This is a genomic window from Agrobacterium sp. CCNWLW32 (assembly GCF_037083425.1).
Taxonomy (GTDB): domain Bacteria; phylum Pseudomonadota; class Alphaproteobacteria; order Rhizobiales; family Rhizobiaceae; genus Agrobacterium; species Agrobacterium radiobacter.
The window spans coordinates 20,233-41,289 of the sequence record NZ_JBAOJM010000021.1; the positions used below are offsets into that span (position 1 = coordinate 20,233).

General features: G+C 56.9%; 18 protein-coding genes and 3 pseudogenes. 10 read left to right on the plus strand and 11 right to left on the minus strand.

The features are described from left to right. Nucleotides 1-123 precede the first annotated feature (123 nt). The gene (locus V6R85_RS24910) at nt 124-345 is read left to right on the plus strand and encodes a hypothetical protein (RefSeq protein WP_111785323.1); all 222 of its coding nucleotides are present in this window, start codon (nt 124-126) and stop codon (nt 343-345) included. Continuing rightward, nucleotides 345-590 carry a hypothetical protein gene (locus V6R85_RS24915; RefSeq protein ID WP_060726604.1) on the plus strand — a complete coding sequence of 82 codons (246 nt, stop codon included), beginning with the start codon at nt 345-347 and terminating at the stop codon, nt 588-590. The genes V6R85_RS24910 and V6R85_RS24915 overlap by 1 nt, the downstream gene beginning before the upstream one ends. Nucleotides 591-959: 369 nt before the next feature. On the opposite strand, the gene V6R85_RS24920 is transcribed toward V6R85_RS24915, so the two are convergent. The 3 genes from V6R85_RS24920 to V6R85_RS24930 form a co-directional block, all read right to left on the minus strand. Beyond that, a complete protein-coding gene (locus V6R85_RS24920; protein ID WP_087744399.1) occupies nt 960-1,220 on the minus strand; it encodes a hypothetical protein in 261 nt (86 codons plus the stop codon). Nucleotides 1,221-2,177: 957 nt separating this feature from the next. Further along, a complete protein-coding gene (locus V6R85_RS24925; protein ID WP_236761794.1) occupies nt 2,178-2,549 on the minus strand; it encodes a helix-turn-helix domain-containing protein in 372 nt (123 codons plus the stop codon). A gap of 95 nt (nt 2,550-2,644) precedes the next feature. Then, nucleotides 2,645-6,235, minus strand: a complete 3,591-nt coding sequence (locus V6R85_RS24930) for an autotransporter outer membrane beta-barrel domain-containing protein (RefSeq protein ID WP_111785325.1) — start codon at nt 6,233-6,235, stop codon at nt 2,645-2,647. A gap of 613 nt (nt 6,236-6,848) precedes the next feature. Here V6R85_RS24930 and V6R85_RS24935 point away from each other — a divergent pair. The 4 genes and pseudogenes from V6R85_RS24935 to V6R85_RS26090 all read left to right on the plus strand — a co-directional run. Next, a pseudogene (locus V6R85_RS24935) lies at nt 6,849-7,346 on the plus strand (transglutaminase-like domain-containing protein); the annotation flags it as partial. Nucleotides 7,347-7,455: 109 nt separating this feature from the next. Then, nucleotides 7,456-8,529 carry an AI-2E family transporter gene (locus V6R85_RS24940; protein ID WP_060726608.1) on the plus strand — a complete coding sequence of 358 codons (1,074 nt, stop codon included), beginning with the start codon at nt 7,456-7,458 and terminating at the stop codon, nt 8,527-8,529. Between the two features lie 634 nt (nt 8,530-9,163). Beyond that, nucleotides 9,164-9,430, plus strand: a complete 267-nt coding sequence (locus V6R85_RS24945; RefSeq protein WP_087744392.1) for a DUF1488 domain-containing protein — start codon at nt 9,164-9,166, stop codon at nt 9,428-9,430. 206 nt (nt 9,431-9,636) lie between these two features. After that, nucleotides 9,637-9,903 carry a DUF982 domain-containing protein gene (locus V6R85_RS26090; RefSeq protein ID WP_060726611.1) on the plus strand — a complete coding sequence of 89 codons (267 nt, stop codon included), beginning with the start codon at nt 9,637-9,639 and terminating at the stop codon, nt 9,901-9,903. Nucleotides 9,904-10,485: 582 nt separating this feature from the next. Here V6R85_RS26090 and V6R85_RS24950 read toward each other — a convergent pair. Next, entirely contained in the window at nt 10,486-10,881 is a 396-nt protein-coding gene (locus V6R85_RS24950) for a helix-turn-helix domain-containing protein (protein ID WP_087744390.1), read from the minus strand. Then, nucleotides 10,881-11,177, minus strand: coding sequence for a type II toxin-antitoxin system HigB family toxin (locus V6R85_RS24955; RefSeq protein WP_060726613.1), 297 nt, complete (start codon nt 11,175-11,177; stop codon nt 10,881-10,883). Before V6R85_RS24955 ends, V6R85_RS24950 begins: the two co-directional genes overlap by 1 nt. A gap of 97 nt (nt 11,178-11,274) precedes the next feature. Here V6R85_RS24955 and V6R85_RS24960 point away from each other — a divergent pair, with 97 nt between their 5' ends. After that, nucleotides 11,275-11,652, plus strand: a complete 378-nt coding sequence (locus V6R85_RS24960) for a hypothetical protein (protein ID WP_112356401.1) — start codon at nt 11,275-11,277, stop codon at nt 11,650-11,652. 27 nt (nt 11,653-11,679) lie between these two features. Next, nucleotides 11,680-11,865: pseudogene (locus V6R85_RS24965) on the plus strand (type II toxin-antitoxin system RelE/ParE family toxin); the annotation flags it as partial. 120 nt (nt 11,866-11,985) lie between these two features. Here the strand turns inward: V6R85_RS24965 and V6R85_RS24970 are convergent. After that, nucleotides 11,986-12,951 (minus strand): mechanosensitive ion channel family protein, encoded by a 966-nt coding sequence (locus tag V6R85_RS24970; protein WP_236760646.1) that lies wholly within the window; start codon nt 12,949-12,951, stop codon nt 11,986-11,988. A gap of 1,246 nt (nt 12,952-14,197) precedes the next feature. On the opposite strand from V6R85_RS24970, the gene V6R85_RS24975 reads away from it, so the two are divergent. Beyond that, nucleotides 14,198-15,127 (plus strand): prohibitin family protein, encoded by a 930-nt coding sequence (locus tag V6R85_RS24975; RefSeq protein ID WP_077998846.1) that lies wholly within the window; start codon nt 14,198-14,200, stop codon nt 15,125-15,127. A gap of 475 nt (nt 15,128-15,602) precedes the next feature. Here the strand turns inward: V6R85_RS24975 and V6R85_RS24985 are convergent. Then, nucleotides 15,603-16,146 (minus strand): annotated as a pseudogene (locus V6R85_RS24985) (gamma-glutamyltransferase); the annotation flags it as partial. 56 nt (nt 16,147-16,202) lie between these two features. On the opposite strand from V6R85_RS24985, the gene V6R85_RS24990 reads away from it, so the two are divergent. Further along, nucleotides 16,203-17,306, plus strand: a complete 1,104-nt coding sequence (locus V6R85_RS24990) for a nucleotidyltransferase family protein (protein WP_060726646.1) — start codon at nt 16,203-16,205, stop codon at nt 17,304-17,306. A gap of 180 nt (nt 17,307-17,486) precedes the next feature. On the opposite strand, the gene V6R85_RS24995 is transcribed toward V6R85_RS24990, so the two are convergent. Genes V6R85_RS24995 through V6R85_RS25010 form a run of 4 tightly spaced genes read right to left on the minus strand, consistent with a single transcriptional unit; the run spans nt 17,487 to nt 21,010 of the window. Then, nucleotides 17,487-17,741 carry a hypothetical protein gene (locus V6R85_RS24995; RefSeq protein ID WP_162686303.1) on the minus strand — a complete coding sequence of 85 codons (255 nt, stop codon included), beginning with the start codon at nt 17,739-17,741 and terminating at the stop codon, nt 17,487-17,489. Nucleotides 17,742-17,750: 9 nt separating this feature from the next. Further along, entirely contained in the window at nt 17,751-18,536 is a 786-nt protein-coding gene (locus tag V6R85_RS25000) for an SDR family oxidoreductase (protein WP_060726647.1), read from the minus strand. Nucleotides 18,537-18,560: 24 nt separating this feature from the next. Next, nucleotides 18,561-19,520, minus strand: a complete 960-nt coding sequence (locus V6R85_RS25005; RefSeq protein ID WP_060726648.1) for a sugar-binding transcriptional regulator — start codon at nt 19,518-19,520, stop codon at nt 18,561-18,563. A gap of 20 nt (nt 19,521-19,540) precedes the next feature. Continuing rightward, nucleotides 19,541-21,010, minus strand: a complete 1,470-nt coding sequence (locus V6R85_RS25010) for an FGGY family carbohydrate kinase (protein WP_336377333.1) — start codon at nt 21,008-21,010, stop codon at nt 19,541-19,543. Between the last annotated feature and the right edge of the window lie 47 nt (nt 21,011-21,057).

The window sequence follows — 21,057 nt, forward strand, 5'->3', positions numbered from 1 at the left end:
TCAAACTAGCTATAAGAACTTCATAATGTGAAATGCAAATAATGGACGGATTATTGCGATGTGCACATGAGTTCCGCGGTTTTGTAAGCTGAGTGGGACGGGGCTGGCGATTGCCGCCATTGCGTGGAAAAAGAATATCCCACTTCCCAGCTTTGGTCCGCTCGGAGAAGTCAGCTCTGGCATGTCTTCGGCTTCCTGTTCGGCAGCGCCGCCGCCCTCGACGCGCTGGTCCACCAGACCTTCGTCGCGGAGCTGGTCGGCTCGGCCGTTTCGCGCGTCGCGATCGCCACTGTTGGCACCACATGGGCTTTCTCGCCAATGGCGCATCCTTCCTGGTTTCTCTGATGCTGCTGCGGCCGAACATGCGGGCGCCCCGCGGCAAGGGCAACTTCGTCGAAGACCTGCACTATGTCCGCGGCCGCCCCGATCTTGTCGCGATCCTGTTCATGCTGTTCTTCATCGGCACCTTCGACCTGAATTTTCCGATCTTCGTCTCGAAGATGGGCGTGCGCATCTTCCATGCGGATGCCGCCGGCTACGGCCTGCTGTCGTCGATCACGCGGTCGGGACAATCACCGGCCCATTCCTGAATGCCGGTTGCAACTGCATCGAATTCCGCAATCTGGTCGTCAGCACCACGGTATTTGGCCTCGGCTGCGCGTTGGCAGCACACGCGCCCGGCTACTGGCTCTTCGCGGCAGCGCTTGTCGTTACTGGCGTTGCCACACTCTCCTTCACCAACGCCACCAACAGCCTGCAGATCTGTACGACGAGACCGTCGCGGCGATTGCATAGCTGCGTTGCACAATAAATGTTTTCCTGTTGGTCAAAATTCAGGCATAACGCCTTCAGCTGATGCACATGACGGTCACCTCCCAGTTCCGTCGCAGCAGCTGTTCCCCTCTGGAGGTTTTAGATCTCCACACTTCATGGGCCGCGGTTTCCGCAGGCCCATTTTTTTATTCTTCGTTCGCCTCGTCCGACGATTCCGAGGGGTTTATGCCGAGGCGGCTTTTGCGCAGGCCCCGCCGCTCGGCAGCTTGAAGTGCGATTATATCAAGGTACCGTTCGCGCATGGCCTTTATGTCGATATCTCCCCGGATCCATTCCTCCAGCAGGGCAACGAAAGCGGGATCCTTGTCGATCGGCATACCACGCGCCGCCGCGCGATCAATCGCACGCTGCGCGTTGGCTCTGCGGGTTTCGGGGTCTGTGCTCATACTGCCTCGCCTGACATTTAGAATGACGGGAAAATCTAACAGGGGGTAATCCAGATCGCGACTTGAAATTGCTCTTCGTCAACAATATCTGTGCGTCACTTCCCGATGAGACGATGTTCTGCTGGCTGCAATCGCATCGGCGTTTGATGTTGTCCCGGGATCCAAAAGAAGGCGCTCCCCTCGCGGGTCGAGCGCCTTTTTTATTTCGGAGGCGACCGTAAACATGGTCCTGCACCTTGACCGAAGCCGCTTTGCAGACGAGACCTCAATCAAAACACTCCGTGGAAAAACATGCCTTTTTTTCTCGTAACGCAGACATCGCTGGTCGAAGCTCAGGATGAGCGAGAGGCCGCTCAAACGGGGGGCGACCGTCTCCGCTCCGGAACACAGGTCACCGTTTCGGTTAAATCCGATGAAACAACGATCACGCACATCGTTGTCCCCGCCATCGTCGAAGAGCCCCTTCCGATCCCACCCTCTGAACGCATCAATCCCTCGCGTGCTGGTGTTGCTGTCCCGGAAGCTGCCTTTGCCACACCGGGAAACAGAAAACTCATCTTGAAGCGTATGATGGTTGACGCGCTAGCCCTTCTGGGGCGCCGAACCTAGTCTCGTCCTCCAAGCATCGCGGCCGCCAGCATCTATCGTCTTCGATCGTCGGCTCGAATTGAACAGTGAGGATTGAAAAAGAAAAGCGGGCAGGTTGAACCCGTCGCAGACCGGGCCTCCTGCCGACGCTGTTGCTCAACCTCCGCCTGCGTCATCCCGGCTCAGCGATTTCAGCCGCGGCGATGTTGAGCCCGGAAAGCCAAACAGCCGATTTATGTCCGGAATTTGATGTCATGCGCTCCGCATTCGTCAAGCTGCAGCCTTTACCACGCAACTGGAAGGACGCGCATCCGACCTCATCGCGACGACGACCTGCGCAACCTCCATCATAGTCCGATCCTTTCGCCATTACCCTTCCTTTGTCTCATCGTCGTCGAGATCGATGAAAAGCTCGTCGAAAGCTCTCGGAGCCTCGATCGAATGTCTTGGAGCGGGTATGTCATCGACCAGTAGGCGCACGCTTTCCATGCGCGATTTCGGGATCAGCACAGAGACGAGATCAAGCGTATCGCAGAGTTCGGCAAACAGAGTCAGACGGTCCCTGCCCAAACGATTGTTGGCAAGGTCACGTTCCAGTTCCGATATGCGGGCACGATTTCGGCCAAGTCGCTCGGCGAGTGTCGGTTGGCTCAGGTCACGCTTTTTGCGGGCTGCGAGCAGTTGTTCGCCCAATGACTGAAAAACGGTAGTGGTCTTGCGGCGCGTGATGTCTATATCCACTGACTAGCCAACCGACCGCTTGTGGACACACGTGGTTCCCACTCGTGTAATTTTTTCCGGATGACGAAGTGCGTTTTACCGATAAGGTCAGCCTGTTACCACTTCATGCGCAAGCCCACTTGTACCTTGACGGAATAACTGTCGCCAAAGTCATTCAGGCTGGTCTGGACAAGACCTTCACCATAGATCGAGTACTTATCGTCATCCCAGCTATAAGTTCCCCCGAGCCCCACGCCGCCCCAGACACGATCATTGCGGCTGGCGAAGCTCATGCCCTGGACATCGACCCTCGCCCCTTCAAGGAACTCATAGTAGAGATTGCCAATGCCGTACACATGGGAGCGGTTGAGCAAGCCCTTGTCATTCTGCCACGCGCTTTCATGGTCAAGGGTCACACCGAGACGGCCTCGCAGGCTTTCTCCACGGTTGAGGCTGACACGGGCGCCGAATGCATCGGTAAACGCATCGAAATCGACATTGGAATACACTAGTTGGGCTTGCGGTGTGACTGACCAGGCTGGATCGACGGCCATGCGCTTGCCGCCTTCTACCGACAGCGTATAGCCAAACCCGTCATTGTCGTCGCTGAGGTTCGTATGGGCAAGGACAGAGTCGAGATCGCTCGTATACCAGGTCATCTGGCCCAGACCGTCTAGGTAGAAGCCATTCTCGCCATACCAGGTCAATGTACCGCCAAGACCGTAACCGTCCGTGGCGATCTCACCATCGCCGTAAACAGATTTGATATCGGTTTTGCCATGGGCGTAATGGATTGTGAACCCGCCAATGAGTTTGCCGCTTTCCGTTTCCGTCAACAGCCCATCAATGCCGGCCTGAAGCTTCAAGACATTCTGATCGTAATCGGTGCCACCTGAGGTCGAAAAACGCGGCTCGATGCTGTTATGCGCACCTTCGATGCGGCCCCACAAACCGCTTTCTTCGATTGCAGCGCTTGCGTCTTCCGAAGCGGCATAAGATGTGCGTTTAGAAGCGCCATTGCCGGCCCAAAAACGGTTACCGACACGTTGCTGCAACGTTGGCGCGCCATTCAAACCCAGCAATGCCTGGGGATATGCCTCATAGGTCGACACACCAGCCTGGTAAAGCGGGGAGGTCGGTGCCGTCGGCGTTGTCGGATTGGTCAATTGCGAACGCAAATACCAGTTACCATCATTCGGTGTCGATGCGCCCCCCTGATAGAGTTGATAGGCGTAGGCACCCGCTACGACCGCCTGCCTGTCGCCAATCATGTAATCGCCAATGAGCGAAAAAGAACCGCTGGAAGCACCGTTCACCTCGATGATACGGATACCTTCGCTGGTCTGCGCACCCGTCCCACCGAAATTGTTGACGCCGACATTTGTCGTGCCAGAAGTGTCGCCATTGACGATGACCATATCCGTCTTGGAGTTGTCGTCACCAAGAGCAACATCGAACAGCATCTGTCCGCCATTGCCGTTATAATTTCCACCGATGATGATAACATCGCCGACAGCATCATCTACCGTGGTGATGGTTCCGGCATTGGCCGCATCGCCGCTGAACGAATAGACCCCGGTTCCGCCGCCCGTTCCGACGAAAGTGGACGTTGAATCAATCGTCATATTGCCGTCGAAGGCGAGCGACGCCATGCCGTCAAGTGTAGAACCGCTGCTCAGGAACACACCGGTCGTTGCTTCATCCGGCTCGCCGACATGCCATGCGCCGTCGTCGATAGACAGATTGGCGCCATCCAAATTGACAACTTCCCAATTGACGATCTTGCCGCCATTCGTCGTCGCCGTCACATCCCTGAGCGTAAGCGTATCGATCATGCCATCGGCAATCGAGGTATCTTCGCCGCCGTCAAGCACCTGTGAACCATCATAGGTCGATGCTCTCACCACTGCCACATCGGAACCGTCCTGACCGTAGAAGCCGCCAGCCAGTCCGCCGGCCGTCCAAATGAACGTATCGTTGCCTTCATGGTTGGCAATACCGTCGCCGCTTCGAGCGTCGTCTCTGTCGTCACCGTAAATATTGCCGGTATAGGTTCCACCAGATAGACTGACGGTGTCATCACCGAGGCCAAGGATCGCATCACCGGTTACGGTGCCAGCGCTGTTAACTGCGACATCGCCCCCGATTGTGTCCGAAGCAATCGGGTTACCCCCGACACCGCCGTCACGAATGGCAATTCCGGACGTTGCCGTGACCGTTGCGGAAGATGCAATATCGACGGTCGAGCCGTTCGCTGCAATCGTTTGGATACCCGCGCCCGCGCCGCCACTCACCGTGCCACCTACGCTGACCAACGAGACGCCCGCACCCCTATTCCAAGCCAGAATGCCGGTTTTTCCAGCAATAGAACCCGCGGTCTGTCTTACAGTTAGATCGGTGGCACTGCTGCTGTTACGCGAATAGACACCGTAGTCACCGGAAGCGATCACATCGCCGGACAATGAAACCGTTGTTGAACCGATACCCGCATTGTCTGCGAAAACGCCATAGGTGCCGCCTTTGACCGTTCCTACCGTCTGGTTTACAACGATGTCCTGCGCTGTGCCCGCGTTGTAAGCGTAAAGTCCAGCGCGTTCGATTGCCGTGACATCGCCGGAACTGATGATCGTCGTTGAGCCGCTACCCTGATTATTGGCATACATGGCATACCAATTGCCCGAGATCGATCCTGCGGTCTGGGTGAGAGTGATATCCGCCCCGGATATGGAATTGTAGGCATAGATACCATAGGTGTCGTTATTAGCCGCGCCAGTCTGGGTCTGGTTGATAATCCCGGCCGTCGTGATCGACACAGCGCCGGCAGCCCAATTATCGGCGCGGATGCCATGCGTATAACCGGTTATCGTGCTGCCGGCTGCCTGGGTAATCGTGATGTCTGTCGCGTTAGCGAAATTTTGCGCCCATATACCGTTTTCGGTTGCACCGTTCACATCACCGGCGACAACGATTGTGGTCGTCCCAATTCCATAGTGTGTCGTAAAAATTCCGTTGCTCGCGCCAGAAATCACACCGCCCGTTTGGTTAACAGTCAGGTCGGTTGCGCTGCCGTCGTTGGTAACATTGATACCGTCACCAGTTGTCCCGGTCACCGTGCCCGAGGATGTGACTGTTGTGGAACCTGTACCGGTATTGCTAACATAGATACCATCGGCACCGGTGATGCTACCGTTCGAGGTAATTGCAACCGCGCCTGAAAGATCATTGATCGCCAAAATGCCCTGCCCACCAGAGGACATGATAGAAGAGGCATTTACGTCCGTTATGATGATCCCGCCGAGGGTATCGACACGTATGGCCTCAACAGCGGTGGACAAACCAAATCCGGGCTGCGTGACAATTGTTACTGGAGCAGGGGACAAAATAGCCACCGATGCATCGCTAGCGGTGCCTGAAGCAGCACCGGAACAACTCCAGGTTCCAGGACCTGAGGGATCGCAGCTACCTGCCAACGATGGCGAAGACCAAAGGAGCAAGGATACAAATGCTGCTGCAACCGACAAAGTCGTAAACGACAGCACCAAACCTGCTTCACAAGGCGCTACGCCGCCGGCGATCCCCTTATGCTTCCCCACCCGGCCACCGCGGATGAGCGTGCTACGTCGTCTCAGGTTTTCGTCAGAATTATTGAAGGAATTCTCAACCCCGTTAGACGGTTGATTCACTAAAAATGCTGCAGGCGCGATCATTCAAGCCCCCCGTTTTGCTTCACATTTCCTCCCGAGTGAGGTTGAGGAACGCTTTTGGTGGAACCATCTTCCCCGAATCAGTTTCGCCCAATGGTTGTTTCCAATGATTGAGTTCTATATATTACTAAAATATAATCAATGGTGAGTTTGAGGTTGTGTAATTGCTAAAAGACTTGAAAACGACGCAGCTGAAACGCCAAGTGGGGCTCGCGTCCTTCCATCGAGCTACCTAGCGTACCTGCATCAATATGCGGCCAGCAGCCAAGCAGGGGGCATAATCCTAGATTGCCGGCACTGCCTGCAGCGTTCTTGAAAAAGGTGCCCCGGTGCCAAGCGGGAGAAGACAAGAAGGATCCTGCATAGGCCATGTCGGGGAACCAGCAGTTGGAAAATTCGTTAGCGTCGAAGCCCCTGTGCCGACATATCAGGAATTTCGCAATGCCAAGGCACTTTATTCCACGTGCGCGACATGGAGGAACTTTCCATGGACACGGAAGGGACCATCCTTTTGACGGATGAGCACGCGAGGTGCGAAGCTGTTCAGGCTTCGAAGTAAATGTTGGCCGAGAAAATTCTCAAAGACGAAATTCTGGATGGCAGTGCGTTTGAAGTGGTGCTGGGCAGCCGCTACTGCGACACCGACCGGTTGGCGGACTTTGCCTGGAAAAACTTCTCCGCTACACCACTCGGCTGGCCCCGTGTTCAGGCGATCGTCGATTTCGTCCATTCCCGTATTGTCTTCAACTACGAGAAAGCCGATCCGCTGAGGACGGCTTTCGGCGGGTTCAATGACAGGACCGGCGTCTGCCGCGATTTCGCGCATCTTGCCATCACCCTCTGCCGCTGCATGAGTATCCCGACCCGCTATTGCACCGGTTATCTCGGTGATATCGGCGTGCCCAAAGACCCCAACCCGATGGATTTCAGCGCCTGGTGCGAAGTCTATTTCAGCGGCCGCTGGTGTACGGTCGATGCCCGTCACAACACGCCCCGCATCGGACGCATATTGATGGCGACAGGACGTGATGCCACAGACGTCGACTTGTCTACTGCTTTCGGGCCGGCAGTCATGAAACGGTTCGAGGTCGCTACAGAGGAGCTCACCGGATGACGACGGTTTAGCGTTGGCTTCGTAACTGGACAGCGCTATCATCGGACGGACAACCCTGCAGGCGGTCGCGTGGAAGCGAGAGGCGGGGTCAAGCCCAAAAAAGGCAGACATGTCTATTCAACGCACGAGCTTCTACGTCCTGCTGGCCTTTGTGACAGTCGCGTTCCTTTGGCTTGTCCTGCCCTATTATGGTGCCGTTCTTTGGGCGGTGATTCTTGCAACGATCTTCTTTCCCGTCCATCGGCGCCTTGAGCGCACTTTGAACGGCCGTGGCGGCATAGCCGCCCTCCTGACAGTGCTGTTATGCATCTGCCTGGTCATCCTGCCCGCAATGCTCATTCTGGGATCTCTCATTCGGGAAGGAACAAGCCTTTACCAAAGGATAAGCAGCAACGAAATTGATCTCAGCGCATATCTCGTTCGCATCCAGGACGCGCTCCCGCAATTTGCCGACAACTGGTTGAACTCTGTAAAGCTTGGCGGTTTTGCTGAACTGCGTGAGAAGTTATTTACGGGTTTCATGCAAACCGGGCAATCCATTGTGGGCAGCGTTATCAACTTCGGCCAGAATACGCTGAAATTGTTCATTAACTTCGGCATTATGCTTTATCTTCTCTTCTTCCTATTCAGAGATGGCGCGCAAATCGGCGAGACCGTTCGCAGCGCTATACCTCTGAGCGACGACTACACCCGTCAATTTGTTGAGAATTTCTCTGCCGTTGTGCGTGCCACTATCAAAGGCAACGTCATTATCGCGCTCATTCAAGGCACCGTCGGTGGCATCGCATTCTGGGCTCTTGGCATAGAGGCCGCCCTGTTATGGGGCGTGATGATGACTTTCCTCTCGATGCTCCCGGCCATCGGGACTGCGTTTGTGTGGGTTCCTGCCGCGATTTGGCTTTTTCTCACGGGCGCCTGGGTGAAGGGGCTGATCCTTGTTCTCGTTGGTGTGCTTATCATTGGATTGATCGACAATCTTTTGCGCCCGCAGCTGATCGGCAAGGAAACGCGGTTGCCGGATTATCTGATCTTGATCTCGACGGTCGGTGGTATCTCGCTGATCGGGATCAACGGTTTTGTTGTGGGCCCACTGATTGCCGCGCTATTTATTGCAGCCTGGTCGCTTTTCGTACAGCAGCAGAACGCCAGGAAGCCCGAGTCTACGGATTCAAACGCTGTCTGACGCTTTGAAAAGGTCTCCTCACCGCAGTCCCAAGCAGACGGAATGCCCCCACGCAGAATGGTGATCCTGCGCTCGTCGGCCGGTACGGACATCTGGTCTTCTATCAGGTTGTGGTGTCGCGAACAAAGTCGGATTTCGCTGCGTGTGACAGTGATCGAAAGCTTCCCGACGGTGAATTGCCCGGCGCCAGTCTCTCGTCTTAACCACAGGCCCAGCCCCAAGGCTTCCACAGAGGCTTTCCGGCCTTGTAATTGAGAAATAACGCACGACATGTATTGACAGGGACAGCTCGTTTCACGGGCGCTGCCGCCGAGGGGTTTTCCCCTGCCCCAACAAAGGAGGACGGCGTGTCTCCCAGTCCGTCACCGGAATACTCCGACCCCGTCCACATAGCGATGTTCAGAGATATCTTGAGAGCCGCAGGCTTTAGAGGAGTTGCGGTTGAGGTCAGTTCGGACGCCAAACGCCAAGCCATGGTCTTCCTGATTTCGGAATTCCGGAAGGGGAATAGAACAAGGACAGCATTGCTGTTTGCTCTGGAACATCGAGTTGTAGCGCCTGCACTCCTTCATCCGCCCGAAACTCGATCGAAAAATGAAGCCGCCGACATATGGCAGAATGGGGGAGATCGCTAATGCCCCTTTCTTTTCCAAACTCGGCACGTAGCATCGATGAAGCACACAGGCGCGTCCGTTTCCTTGGACATGATGGTGTGTTTCCGGTCCAGTTTTATGTATCCGCGGAAGTGCTGGCCAGCGGGTTATCCCAGCGAACTGCCAGCGAGGTCGATTATCTCGCTTCGTTCGATGCGCTTCGCCCCCGAATTCTAAAGGTCGCAAAGGCGGCCTATGCAGTGACACGCAACGGCACGATCACCCTTGATCTCAAACACTTCCGGTGAATGCAGTTCCTACCAAAGGATCTCGTCATGCAAAATCCTGTTACTACCCGTAAAAACGGTCGATCTGGAAAAGAAAAAACCTGGTACGTCAGTGAGTTTGCGTTGCGATTTCGCCTCGACAAGTTGGAGGAAAATCGCCTGAGGAAACTGCTGGGACCGATCGCCAGGGAGATCGACCTCCTCAGAAACGCCGGCAGGCTCCGGTAATGGTGGCCACGGTAATCCCGGTTGACTTTTCCACATTCTGGCATCTACCAGTGACCATAGAGCTGGCGGGTCGCCCGCAGGTGCAGGTTTGCGGTCCTCGCGATGCGCTGCGTTATCTCGCTGAAAACATCACCCATCAATATGGTCCCTGCTATAGCCGGGCTAGAAGGCGATGCCACGCTGCCCTCAGGAACCAGATAACGGCGGAGGACATGCGCGCTGATTTCCTCGCCGCTTGCGTCGAGTCTGACATGCGATCGAGATAGCTGTGCCGGCTTACTTACCGTATGCTGCAGATGAAAGACCGGTTCACACAGTCGCCAACCGAGGCGCGTCTCCTGCCTATCCGGTTCGCGCCAGCTGTTTTCTTCTCCGAATTGGATAAGCCCTGTCTTTCACCCGGACGACCGGTTTGCGACGGCGCCCATGACCACGCCACCCGGAAAAACGTCAGGTCGCATCAACAGGAGAGAAACCTCCTCAAACATCGTTGCGACCGCAGATCGCAAACAGACCAGAGGGCTGCAGTACCTGGAGGCCGATGCCGGCTCGGAGGGGCGGGGGGGCTCTAGACATGTGTTGCTGTGGTCCACCGGGACTACCGTCCCCGTGTTGACGGAGAGCGGTGATTCAATTCTCGCAGAGCTTCGCAAAGCGCCCTGCGTTCGGGCTATTGGCGTTCACGTAAAGAAAAGCTGAGACAGGCGTCCTGGTTTCCTTTCCGCCAGAGGCAGGATTGGCACGGTGGGCAACGATTTCCTCGCCCCACGATTGGACGCGTTCGAGGAACCACCGGTCGCCGTTGGAGCACTCACGACGTCGGCGATCGGTTAAGACGAGGCCACCCGTCAAGCGTATTTAAGCTCCGGAGCTGCAAGGTGATAGGGCTCAACGAGACAATCGGAAGGAATGCCCCATTCCTTGTGTAGCCGATGGATCATATCAACGGTCAGGGCGCGCTTCTTGTTCAGCACTTCGGATGCGCGGGAGCGGGATCCGAACAGCGTCGCGAGGTCGCCTTGGCTACGTCCTGTCAGCTCCATGTGAGCCTTGATAAGCTCGACCGGTTCGGGTGCCTCGACGGGGTAATGCTTGTCTTCGTATGCTCCGATCAGATCGGAAAGAACATCGAAGCGCATGCCGTCGGTGCTGAGAGGATCGGGCGGATTGTCGAAATACTGGCTGACCTCCGCAATGGCCCATGCGAGGTCGTCATCGCTTCTGATGGCGCGAATGTTGTCCATTACACTGTCTCCGGGTTGATCTGGTCGTATTCCTTGTGCGTGCCGATGAATTTAATCAGCACTCGCTTGTATGGGTAGGCAACGTGGACGATAAGCCGGTACTTGTTGCCCGAAATGTCGAAAATAATGCGATTGTCGGAAACAAAATCGACTGTCGCGCCAAATATTGCCTTCACGTCGGCCGGACTGGTCCATTCGGCCTTGCTGACGATCGCATGCCACGTTTTCAGAGGTGTTTCGGCCTGAAAGTGAAGCTCCCAAAACTGTTTCAACGTAGACTTGGCGATGATCTGCATGGGGACTACCTATCACATTCCCAAAACGGGAACAAGAGAAAATTCCCAAAACGGGAACAGCCGGGGCCTGTGGTGACGCCGAATCTCCAGTACAACCATGAAATTCATCTTACATTCTATCTTGAGGGTCAATCCGCCCGCAAAGGTGAGCGGCAACGCGCTGCGCCTCGTAAAAATCGGAACGGCCGGTGACGATTTCAAAGCCACCGCCGATGAGTTTTCTATAGATCGTAAAAAACTCCACTTCTGCGCGGGACTTGCTGCCCTCGATGCAGGTTCCGTCATACCCTTCTCCGGTTTTGTCAATGCAGCCGCCGAGTACGAGGGTTTCGAAAATCCGCAATCGGGTTTCCGCAGTCCGGTGCTGCAATTGAACAGCTCGGCTGATCTGAAGGCGCAATTCTCGGTTGGCACGTTTGAAAGGGTATGCGCATCAACGTGCGCCCTTCAATTCGGCCATCTTGGCACCGACTAGCCAAAGGCCTTTGAACTGCGATTCACAACCCTTGCCGAGGGCAAAGGTTCTTTCAAGGATATGAGCGCGCTTTATCCGGCGTTACGAATGGTGCGATGCCAACACCACTACGTCTTTTGTCTGCCTCGAGAGGGATGGCCCGCCCTCGTCGTGGCGATTCTTCATGAACGAATGGATCTCATGAAGAGTTTGGTTGATCGTCTGAACGAATGATGTTTGGACGGAGGCGGGATTACCTGAGCGCAAGACCGACAAATAGTTGTTATCGTGTGGCCAAAAAAGGGGGCGCGCCAGTTCTGTTCCCTTCAAGAGCAATCGCCTCAACTGATGCCGTCACTTGATGGCTTGGTTTGATGCCGTTGACCGCTGATGTTCCAAGGTTGCGGCGGCAAGATCAGACGGGTCTTTACCAGCGATGTTGACGACAGGTTGAGCGAAAGTGACGCCATTCTCCTGAAACGATTTTCGAAGAGATGCATATGCCGTACGTCGAATAAAGCTCTGCTGGCTGGTTGGGACGGTGATCATCGCGAAGCTGACTACAATTCCGTACTCCGCAAAGTCCTCGACGCCCTTAAGCTTAAGCGGCTCAATAAAGAAGCGGCCCAATTCGGGATCAGTGAGCAACGTCTGGCCGATCGCTTTACCGATCTTGCGGACTTTTTCCAGATCCGTGTCATACGGGACAGTCACAAGTATCTTGGTCTTGGACCAATCACGGCTCATGTTTTCCACTGCCCCCAACTCGCCAAAAGGAACAGTGAAAATCGGACCCCTGTGATGTCTTAACTTTACCGAGCGAAGGCTGAACCCCTCGACAGTTCCCCGGTAATCCTTTGCCTGAATGTATTCTCCCACCCGGAAAGCGTCGTCAATCAGATAGAAAAAGCCACTTATGATATCCCGCACCAACGCTTGTGAGCCAAAGCCGATCGCCACTCCAACAATGCCCGCTCCTGCGATGAGTGGACCGATGTCGACCCCGATCTGACGAAGGATCGTCAGGCTTGCAACAACAAGAATGGCGACCGCGAGCACATTCCGGAGGATTGGAAGCAATGTTTGCAGCCGCGTGAAATGCTCCCCCTCCCAATCAGTTGTGGGCGCAGGCGAAGAGATGCTTTGGCGGGCGAGCAGTCGCTCTATGGCGGCTTTCGAGAGATGCCAGATAACGTCGGCAACCAGAAGGACAAGTGCGCTCCTCAAGACGCCACTAAGAGCGTCATGTACCAACGGGACACCGTGACCAGGGAAGCTGACGTCCGTTTCCCACACAAATGCTATCCAGGCGAGAGCCAACAGGAATATCGACGCCCTCGCTCCGTTTCAAGCGCGGGCGTAAGAGTTTTATAAGGCCGGCCGCGACGTTGCTCCGGCCTCGACAGAACCATAGTCGGTAACAATTGAAGATAGAGTAGCGGGCACCTGTGCAGGTGCTCATGGTAGCCTTAGAAACCTCCACTCAACATCGTTGCGACCGCAGATCGCAAACAAACCAGAGGGCTGCAGTACCTGGAGGCCGATGCCGGCTCGGAGGGGCGGGGGCCCTCTAGACATGTGTTGCTGGCCCACCGCTACTACCGTCCTCGTGTTGACCAGGGAGAACGGTTCCGGGACCTGTCTTCCAAGACCGCCTTCCCGCTGTCCGGTGGTGCGCCGAGAGAATTCAATTCTCGCAGAGCTTCCCCACGAGCGCCAAGCTGATGGAGACTTCCTTTTCGAGAATGGTGATCACGCTTGCGACGCCGTACTCTCCCGCAGCGCGCGGCCCAGCATTACGCCCTCGCTCCCACACCGATCGCCTTGAGGATGTCTGTGTCGCGACGAATGCCAGCATCAAGCAGAAGTCTGGACCGACGGCCACGCGAATGCCGGTCGGGGCGCGGATCATGCTGGCGCAATCTATACCGCTGATTTTGTCCCCGAAATACTTGACGTTTATTTAGGTCGAAGGTTTGACTCGGCTCGAGAGCTGAACGAAGAGGACGGCTCATTACCTCTGCCCTCATTTTGGCGAGAGCAATTCGATTGGTTGACAATGCTCCATCACCCATTCCCGAACGCACCCGGCTTTTGTTCTCACGGAACGCTGCACAGTCGTGGAGATTGGCGCTCATGCGTGGGCGAGGCTCATGATCAAGACGAGATCAGGAGATAGGTTTTTACAGCATGGGTCAGGTTGGCTTTTCGGTAGGCCTTTTTACGCATAATCCCACCGCATGAGACGATAGTGAATTTATAGTCTGAAAAACTTGACAAAAACACTTAATGTCTGTCTTGCCTGGTTATCTTCCATCTAACCGCGACAACGGCAACGGGTATCGCCGTCACTGCGGGTCAACTCGATCCAAAACACTCGCCTTGTGGTCCTCGGGGATGCCCATACACCACAATCATTCAGCACAAGGCGCACAAGAGGTAAAAGGCCAGAGATGGCCCGTCATGACAACAAGTGCCGCCCACGAGGCAAGGTTCACCATTGGTCGTCACTAAGCGATCCGGCGACTTTCTTGCAAGACGGGCACACCAATATTTGAGGTTTCACGTGCGAGTACTTCCCGTCATTCCATCGATCATCTTCGGGATTGTGGCGATCGCAATTCTGAGCATTGTCTTCGGTTCGTGGTATACGATCGACCAGGGGGAGCGCGGCGTCATCTTGAGATACGGGGCCATTGCCGGAACCGCGGAGCCAGGGCTCGGATTCAAGCTGCCGGTCATCGATACCGTCGTACGGATATCGGTCCAGTCGAAAGCAGCGGTATACGACGCGATGGAAGCGTATAGTCGCGATCAGCAGCCGGCGACCGTTAAGCTGTCAGTGAACTACCGCATTCCAGTTGATCGGGTCGCTGCAGTTTACGAGCAGTACGGGTCGGAGGCAGGTCTGCTGGGGCGGCTGATTGAGCGTCGGGTGTTCGAAGAGACGAAGACGGTGTTCGGACGGTTCAACGCAGTTACCGCCATCCAGGAGCGTGGCAGGCTCAATCAGGAAATTGCTATGGCGATTCAAGAGGGTGTTCAGGGGCCGGTCACCATCGAGAGCGTACAGATCGAGAATATCGACTTCTCCGATTCCTACGAGGCCAGCATTGAGCAGCGCATGCTGGCTGAGGTGGAAGTCCAGAAACTGCGGCAGAATGCGGAGCGGGAAAAGGTGCAGGCCGAGATCACCGTTACCCAGGCCAATGCCAGTGCCGATGCACGCCGTGCAGACGCTCAGGCACAAGCCGATGCGGTACGTTTGCAGGCCCAGGCGGATGCTGAAGCAATCAGGTTACGTGGTGATGCTGAAGCTTTGGCCATCAAAGCGCGCGGCGACGCCCTGCGCAACAACCCGGGACTCGTTTCCCTGACCCAGGCCGAGAGATGGGACGGTCGGCTCCCGACCACGATGCTGCCGAATGGCGCGCTTCCGATGATCGACCTGCGCAATCCCGGTTTGCCGGACGTTGAGCAGAGCGAGGGCCAATGACCGCACCGCAAGCATGAGGCGCTGTCTACCGAGGGCGCCGACCACCCGCTGGTCTGCGAGCTACCAATGGCGACAAGATTCCCGGCAAAGAAGTCGGGCGCGCGTGCGGCAGCCGCCGACAGCTGGGGTGCGGCATATTCCTGCGCCCGTGCGATCATCGTTCCCCCGGTGAGACGGTCCGAGCCGTTGAAAGGCCACCGATCCCGCTTCTGCGCCTACCGGCAAAGATCGTTAGGGACCCGCGCCCGGTGCAGGTATGTGATGTAGGCCGTCGTCGCGCCGCAGACGTCTATGCGAAGAAGCAGTAATGGCATCGTGCCGCCCAGGATAATTTGCACGGCCTTGATGACAACTACGATGGTCCAACGCGTCCGGGTGCCACCGTATGCGGACGGGTATCGACCCGAACAGGTTGGTGAACTCTGCCCCATGCTTCGGGGGTGTGGACTGGCGAAGTTTCAATTTTCGTAAAGGCTCAGTCCCCTACAGCTACGCCTTCCCGTCGTGGATCGGCGCTGCCAGCCAAACCCTGGGGGTCATCTCGATAGCATGCAAACCGGAGTTCATCTCACCCGCCTTTACCTCGTAACCCATCGCCTTCAGGGGGCGACCAGTTCGTCCGCACTGGTGCCGGCCTCTATGTCATAAATGCCGAACCGGTTGACGAGATGCGGCTGGGCGACAATCGCTTCAACCGGCACGCCCCAGTCAATATAGGCGATCAGTGCCTGCGCCACGTAACCAATGATCTGACTGCCACCGGGTGAACCAATTGCAAGCAGCGGCTTTCCATCCTTCATCACGATAGTCGGAGCCATCGAGGAGGGTGGGCGTTTGCCGGGCTCAACGCGGTTGGCGACCGGCAGGCCGCCGTCATGGGTCTTGAAAGAGAAGTCCGTCAACTCGTTATTGAGCAGGAAACCGTTCGTCATCAGACGCGAACCGAACCCGTTTTCGATCGTCGTCGTCATCGAGACCACGTTGCCATCCTTGTCGACAATGATAAAATGGCTTGTGGAGTTGCGTAAATCGATTGACTATACTAGATTTGAGGAAATGTTATAAGGCGCCTCAAATGAAGCAAATCGACCTCATGTTCCGAACGATGGTCGCGGAGTTGCAGCAACGGACTTTTGATGCGCAGTGGTCGGCCGATTTCCCACCCACTGGTCGCTTTGTTTCGGTCAAGGTCGACAATCGCTCATACTGGTACTTCGACCAACCGGATGGCAAAGGTGGTCAAAAGCGGCGCTATGTCGGCCCTGCTGATGATGACGAAATCACAACCCGGGTTCAAGCCTTCAGGGGCGAAAAGGATGATTACCAGAACCGTCGAAAGATGGTGGCGGCACTGACGCGCGAAGCGGGTCTGATTGCTCCGGATCGCTTCACAGGCACAGTTGTTGAGACGTTGGCATCGGCTGGGTTATTCCGGCTCCGTGGTGTCCTCGTCGGCACAGTCGCGTTCCAATGTTATGCGGCCCATCTCGGTATCCGCCTGCCTATGGCTGCGATCCTGACAGGTGACGCGGATCTGGCTCAAGATTACGCGATCTCGAGCGAGGTCGAAGATTCAATTCCGCCGATTGTCGCTCTCCTTCAGTCCATCGATCCGTCATTCCGGGCCGTACCTCATGTTTCTGGTTCCCCTCGCTCCAATGCTTTCCGCAACTCGACCGGTTACCGAGTAGAGTTCCTGACGACAAACCGGGGATCGGAAGATTACGCGGATCAACCGGCGCAAATGCCGGCTCTCGGCGGCGCGTCTGCCGAACCTCTGCGATATATGGACTTCCTCATCCGTGATCCGGTGCGAACGATCTTGCTGCATGGTGCCGGTGTCTCGGTCGTGGTGCCCGATCCATCACGGTTCGCCGTTCACAAACTGATCGTGGCCGGTCGGCGTCAAGATGACGCCGGTGGAAGGGCAAAGAAAGAAAAGGACTTGCGTCAGGCCGGAATGCTGTTTGAGGCGTTGCAGGAAACCGGAGCTGGCCGCGATCTGGCAGATGCTCTTCGCGAAGCATGGGGCAGAGGCGCATCCTGGAGAAGTGCGATCACAGCGGGCGTTGATGCCGTCCAGAGGCAATATCAACCTTCCGTCCATCGCACGTTCGGCATTCTACCGGCTGATGAAATAGAAAAGTCCCGAGTCCTCTTGCGGGAAAAGAACGCTTAATAAGAAGCGTGGATATCCAGTCTAACAAAGGAAATCAATTGGATATGGTTATTCTGCCGGGTGCTTGGGTTCGAATCTCGTCAAGGTGGACGACTTGAAATTTGCCCATTCGTACGATCACGTGACAGCGGACACCTCGCGGCCCCAACGTCGTTAAGACCTCGTTGCCTGCTACAGCTTTTAGATATACCCCCGGTAGAGCGTGTCGATTAGAGTATGGAATTCTGCCGCGCTCTTGAAGCCAGGCAGGGCTTCTTCGGAAAGCGCGCCTTGAAGTACGATGGGTCGAGACTGTTGTATCACGCACGTGAAACGCTGACGATCGCGCGGCCAGATGTCGACCAGCCGGCGATCACGGCCATCCGAAAGTCCGCGCAAGAAATTCGAATTGCGCGAAGTCGGTTGAATGTCCAGGTTTCCGAAACTGGCACTCACCAAGGCCTCTTACGACATGATCAACCCGCCATCGACGTTGATTGTCTGGCCCGTGATGTAGGCCGCATCTTCGGAAGTCAGAAACGCGACCAGTGCCGCCACTTCGGCAGGCGTTCCGGCGCGGCGCATGGGAATGTTGCGCACCCATTCGGCCATCAGTTCGCCGGGCTTGTAATCGCCGAGCATCTGGCCCCACACACGGTCATTATAGTCCCACATTTCGGTGTGGATGATGCCGGGGCAAATGGCGTTGACGGTGATGCCCTCCGGTGCCAGTTCCTTGGCAAGGCTTTGCGTCAGGCCGACGACGCCGAACTTCGAGGCGGCGTAATGCGGGGTGTAAATGAAGCCCTGACGCGCCTGACCGGACGCAGTATTGACGAGGCGGCCCCTGGTGCCGCTTGCGCGGAAGCGGCGGATCGCCTCCTGGCAGCAGAGGAACGCGCCCTTGGTATTGACGTCGAGATTGAAATCCCACTGTTCCTGCGTCAGCTCTTCGATCTTCGAAATGGTGATGACGCCGGCGTTCTGGACGGAGATGGAAAGCGGGCCGATCGCCTCTTCGGCGGCGCCATAGGCCTCGCGTACCGCTGCCGCGTCCCGAACATCGAGGATCACGCCATGGGTGGCGACGCCGGTCTCGTCAGCAAGTTTTTTGGCGGCATCCTGCGTGTCCTTGTCGACAGAGGCGATGGCGACTTTTGCGCCTTCCTCAGCAAAACGGCGGGCGATGCCGTAACCGATCCCCTTGTTGCCTCCGGTCACGAATACGGATTGACCTTCAAAGCGCCTCATGTCTCCTCCTTTATGGGATTTTGGCTATGTTTCCTTGCCGACCAGTCGTTCGGCGGTGAATTTGTCGGTGACGAGCACGTCAATCACACCGGTTCTGAGTGCTCCGGCAATTGCCTCGGTCTTTTTCGAACCGCCGGCCAGCGCAATGACACGGTCGACATTGGAGAGGTTTTCGAGCGGCAGGCCGATGACCCGGTCGTCGAGCGGCGTCTTCACCGGCTTTCCCTCCTTGTCGAAGAACCGGAGCGATATGTCGCCCACGGCACCCGCCTGGGCGAGATCGGCAAGTTCCTTGGCGGAAAAAATGTTGCCGGAACGCGCAAGAAGCTCAGACGGCTCGACTGCACCAATACCGACGACGGCGAGCGTGATCGACCCGAAGAGATCGATGGTCTCGCGCACGAAGGGATCGGCAAGCATCAGAAGCTTTGCTTCCCGTGAGGTTGCGACCCCCGGCACTGGCAGCAGTTTCGGTTCGGCCTCCGTCAGCCGCGCCAGACGCGTGGTGATCTGGGTCGCGTGCGTCTGTACCGATGGGTCGCCCATGCCGCCCAGCGTCTGGACGATATAACGCGCCTTGGCGCCCTTAAGAGGGTGGATGTTTTCCACCATCTTGAAGATCGTCTGGCTCCAGCTGGAAACGCCGATGATCTCGTTCTGCGATAGTGTCACCTCGAGGAAATGCGCCGCCGCCTCGCCAATACGGGCCATGATGGCGCCGTCACGATCCTCGCTGCAATCGACGACGATGGCTTCCGGCAGGTCGAAACGGTCGCGAAGCTGTTCTTCCAGATCGCCATAGGTGCCGGGCGGTGGAATGATGCTGGTGCGCACGATGCCTTCTGCCTCGGCGCGCTTCAGCATACGCGAGACGGTCGCCTGCGAAAGATTGAGATGCTGGGCGATTTCCGCCTGACGCTTTTGTTCGCTGAAATACATCTGCGCTACGCGGGAAATCATTCGAAGTTCGTTTAACCTGCCCATAAGCCCTCCAGAGTGAATTTTTATTCACCATTACCCGAGGTTACAGGCAAGGTCGAGCGGGCAATCGCGTCGCGCCAGATGCCGAGCTGCTGCCGGCTTTCGCTGTTGGCAGGCGCGATGGTGTTGCCTTGGCTTGCAAGGTCAGCGACGGTCTTGAGATCGTTCCAGAAACCGAGGGAGAGGCCGGCGAGATAAGCCGCACCCAGTGCGGAAGCTTCCGGCGCATCGCGCTGGATGACCGGTTGTTCCAGCATGTCTGCGACGCATTGCATCAGGAAACGGTTCTGGCTCGGCCCGCCATCCACGAACAGCCGCCCGAAGCCGGAAAGCGACTGCGCGCGCATGGCGGCGAAGACGTCATGGACCTGAAAGGCGATGGAATCGGTGACGGCGCGGGCCATCTGGGCACGGGTGGTGCTGAAATTGATCTGGGAGAAAAGCGCTCGCGCATTCGTATCCCAATAGGGCGCGCCGAGGCCGACGAAGGCCGGTACGAAACCGGGGCCATTTGGCTCGGCGGTGGCAGCAAGTTCCACCAGCGCGGCGACATCGGGCAGGCCGAGAATCTCCGTCATCCAGGGCAGGGAGGCGGCCGAAACGAGAATATTGCCTTCAAAGGCGAAGGTCGGTTTGCCACCTAGTCGCCATGCAACGGTGGTGGTGATGCCACGTTCGGGCGCGATGAAATGCGGCAGGGTCGTCATGACCGATGAGCCGGTGCCGAAGGTCACCTTGCCGTCGCCGGGGTTGAAGGCGCCATGGCCGAAGAGGGCGGCGTGGCTGTCGCCTATTGCCGCGAGGATCGGCGTGCCGTCCTTGATGCCGGGAACGCCGAGCGTTACGCCGAATTCGCCGCTGCTGTCGCGCAGGTCGGGCAGGGCGTTGATATCGATGCGGAAGAGGTCGCAAAGCTCCTCGCTCCAGAGCTGGCGGTTGAGATCGAGCAGCTGGCTGCGGGCGGCATTGGAGGCGTCGCAGGCATGCACCTTGCCGCCGGTGAAGCAATGGATGAGCCAGCTATCGATTGTCCCGAGGCGAAGCCTGCGGCCCTTCGGTGCGCGCTCCAGAAGCCAGCGCATTTTTGCGCCCGGGAACATCGGATCGATCGGCAGGCCGGTCAGCGCCATGACGCGCCCGGAATGGCCATTTTCGATCAGTTCGGCGCAATCCTGTGCGGTGCGGCGGCATTGCCAGCTGAGCACCGGGCCGAGCGGTTCGCCGGTTTCGCCGTCCCAGATGGTCACGGATTCGCGCTGGTTGGAAATCGCGATGGCCGCGACATTGACGTCAGAGGGCGAGGCGGCAAGGCAGGCCGAGATTGCCGCACGGACCGAGGCCCAGATGCGGTTTGGCTCCTGTTCCACCCAGCCGGGCTGCGGATAGGCGATGCCGACCGGTGATGAGCCGCGCGCCAGCAACTCTCCGCTTTCCGAGACGAGAATGGCCTTGGAATTGGTGGTGCCCTGATCGATGGAAAGAATAGCGCGCATCATGGGAGTCTTTCGTCGGCAGTTTTTCGTTTCGGCCTTGCGGTGAT

What these genes read in the sequence shown, in the direction of transcription:
- V6R85_RS24915 (WP_060726604.1), top strand. Translation starts at nt 345, where the DNA reads ATGCTGCTGCGGCCGAACATGCGGGCGCCCCGCGGCAAGGGCAACTTC.
- V6R85_RS24920 (WP_087744399.1), bottom strand. Translation starts at nt 1,220, where the DNA reads ATGAGCACAGACCCCGAAACCCGCAGAGCCAACGCGCAGCGTGCGATT.
- V6R85_RS24930 (WP_111785325.1), bottom strand. Translation starts at nt 6,235, where the DNA reads ATGATCGCGCCTGCAGCATTTTTAGTGAATCAACCGTCTAACGGGGTT.
- V6R85_RS24940 (WP_060726608.1), top strand. Translation starts at nt 7,456, where the DNA reads ATGTCTATTCAACGCACGAGCTTCTACGTCCTGCTGGCCTTTGTGACA.
- V6R85_RS24945 (WP_087744392.1), top strand. Translation starts at nt 9,164, where the DNA reads ATGCCCCTTTCTTTTCCAAACTCGGCACGTAGCATCGATGAAGCACAC.
- V6R85_RS26090 (WP_060726611.1), top strand. Translation starts at nt 9,637, where the DNA reads ATGGTGGCCACGGTAATCCCGGTTGACTTTTCCACATTCTGGCATCTA.
- V6R85_RS24950 (WP_087744390.1), bottom strand. Translation starts at nt 10,881, where the DNA reads ATGGACAACATTCGCGCCATCAGAAGCGATGACGACCTCGCATGGGCC.
- V6R85_RS24955 (WP_060726613.1), bottom strand. Translation starts at nt 11,177, where the DNA reads ATGCAGATCATCGCCAAGTCTACGTTGAAACAGTTTTGGGAGCTTCAC.
- V6R85_RS24960 (WP_112356401.1), top strand. Translation starts at nt 11,275, where the DNA reads ATGAAATTCATCTTACATTCTATCTTGAGGGTCAATCCGCCCGCAAAG.
- V6R85_RS24990 (WP_060726646.1), top strand. Translation starts at nt 16,203, where the DNA reads ATGAAGCAAATCGACCTCATGTTCCGAACGATGGTCGCGGAGTTGCAG.
- V6R85_RS25000 (WP_060726647.1), bottom strand. Translation starts at nt 18,536, where the DNA reads ATGAGGCGCTTTGAAGGTCAATCCGTATTCGTGACCGGAGGCAACAAG.
- V6R85_RS25005 (WP_060726648.1), bottom strand. Translation starts at nt 19,520, where the DNA reads ATGGGCAGGTTAAACGAACTTCGAATGATTTCCCGCGTAGCGCAGATG.
- V6R85_RS25010 (WP_336377333.1), bottom strand. Translation starts at nt 21,010, where the DNA reads ATGCGCGCTATTCTTTCCATCGATCAGGGCACCACCAATTCCAAGGCC.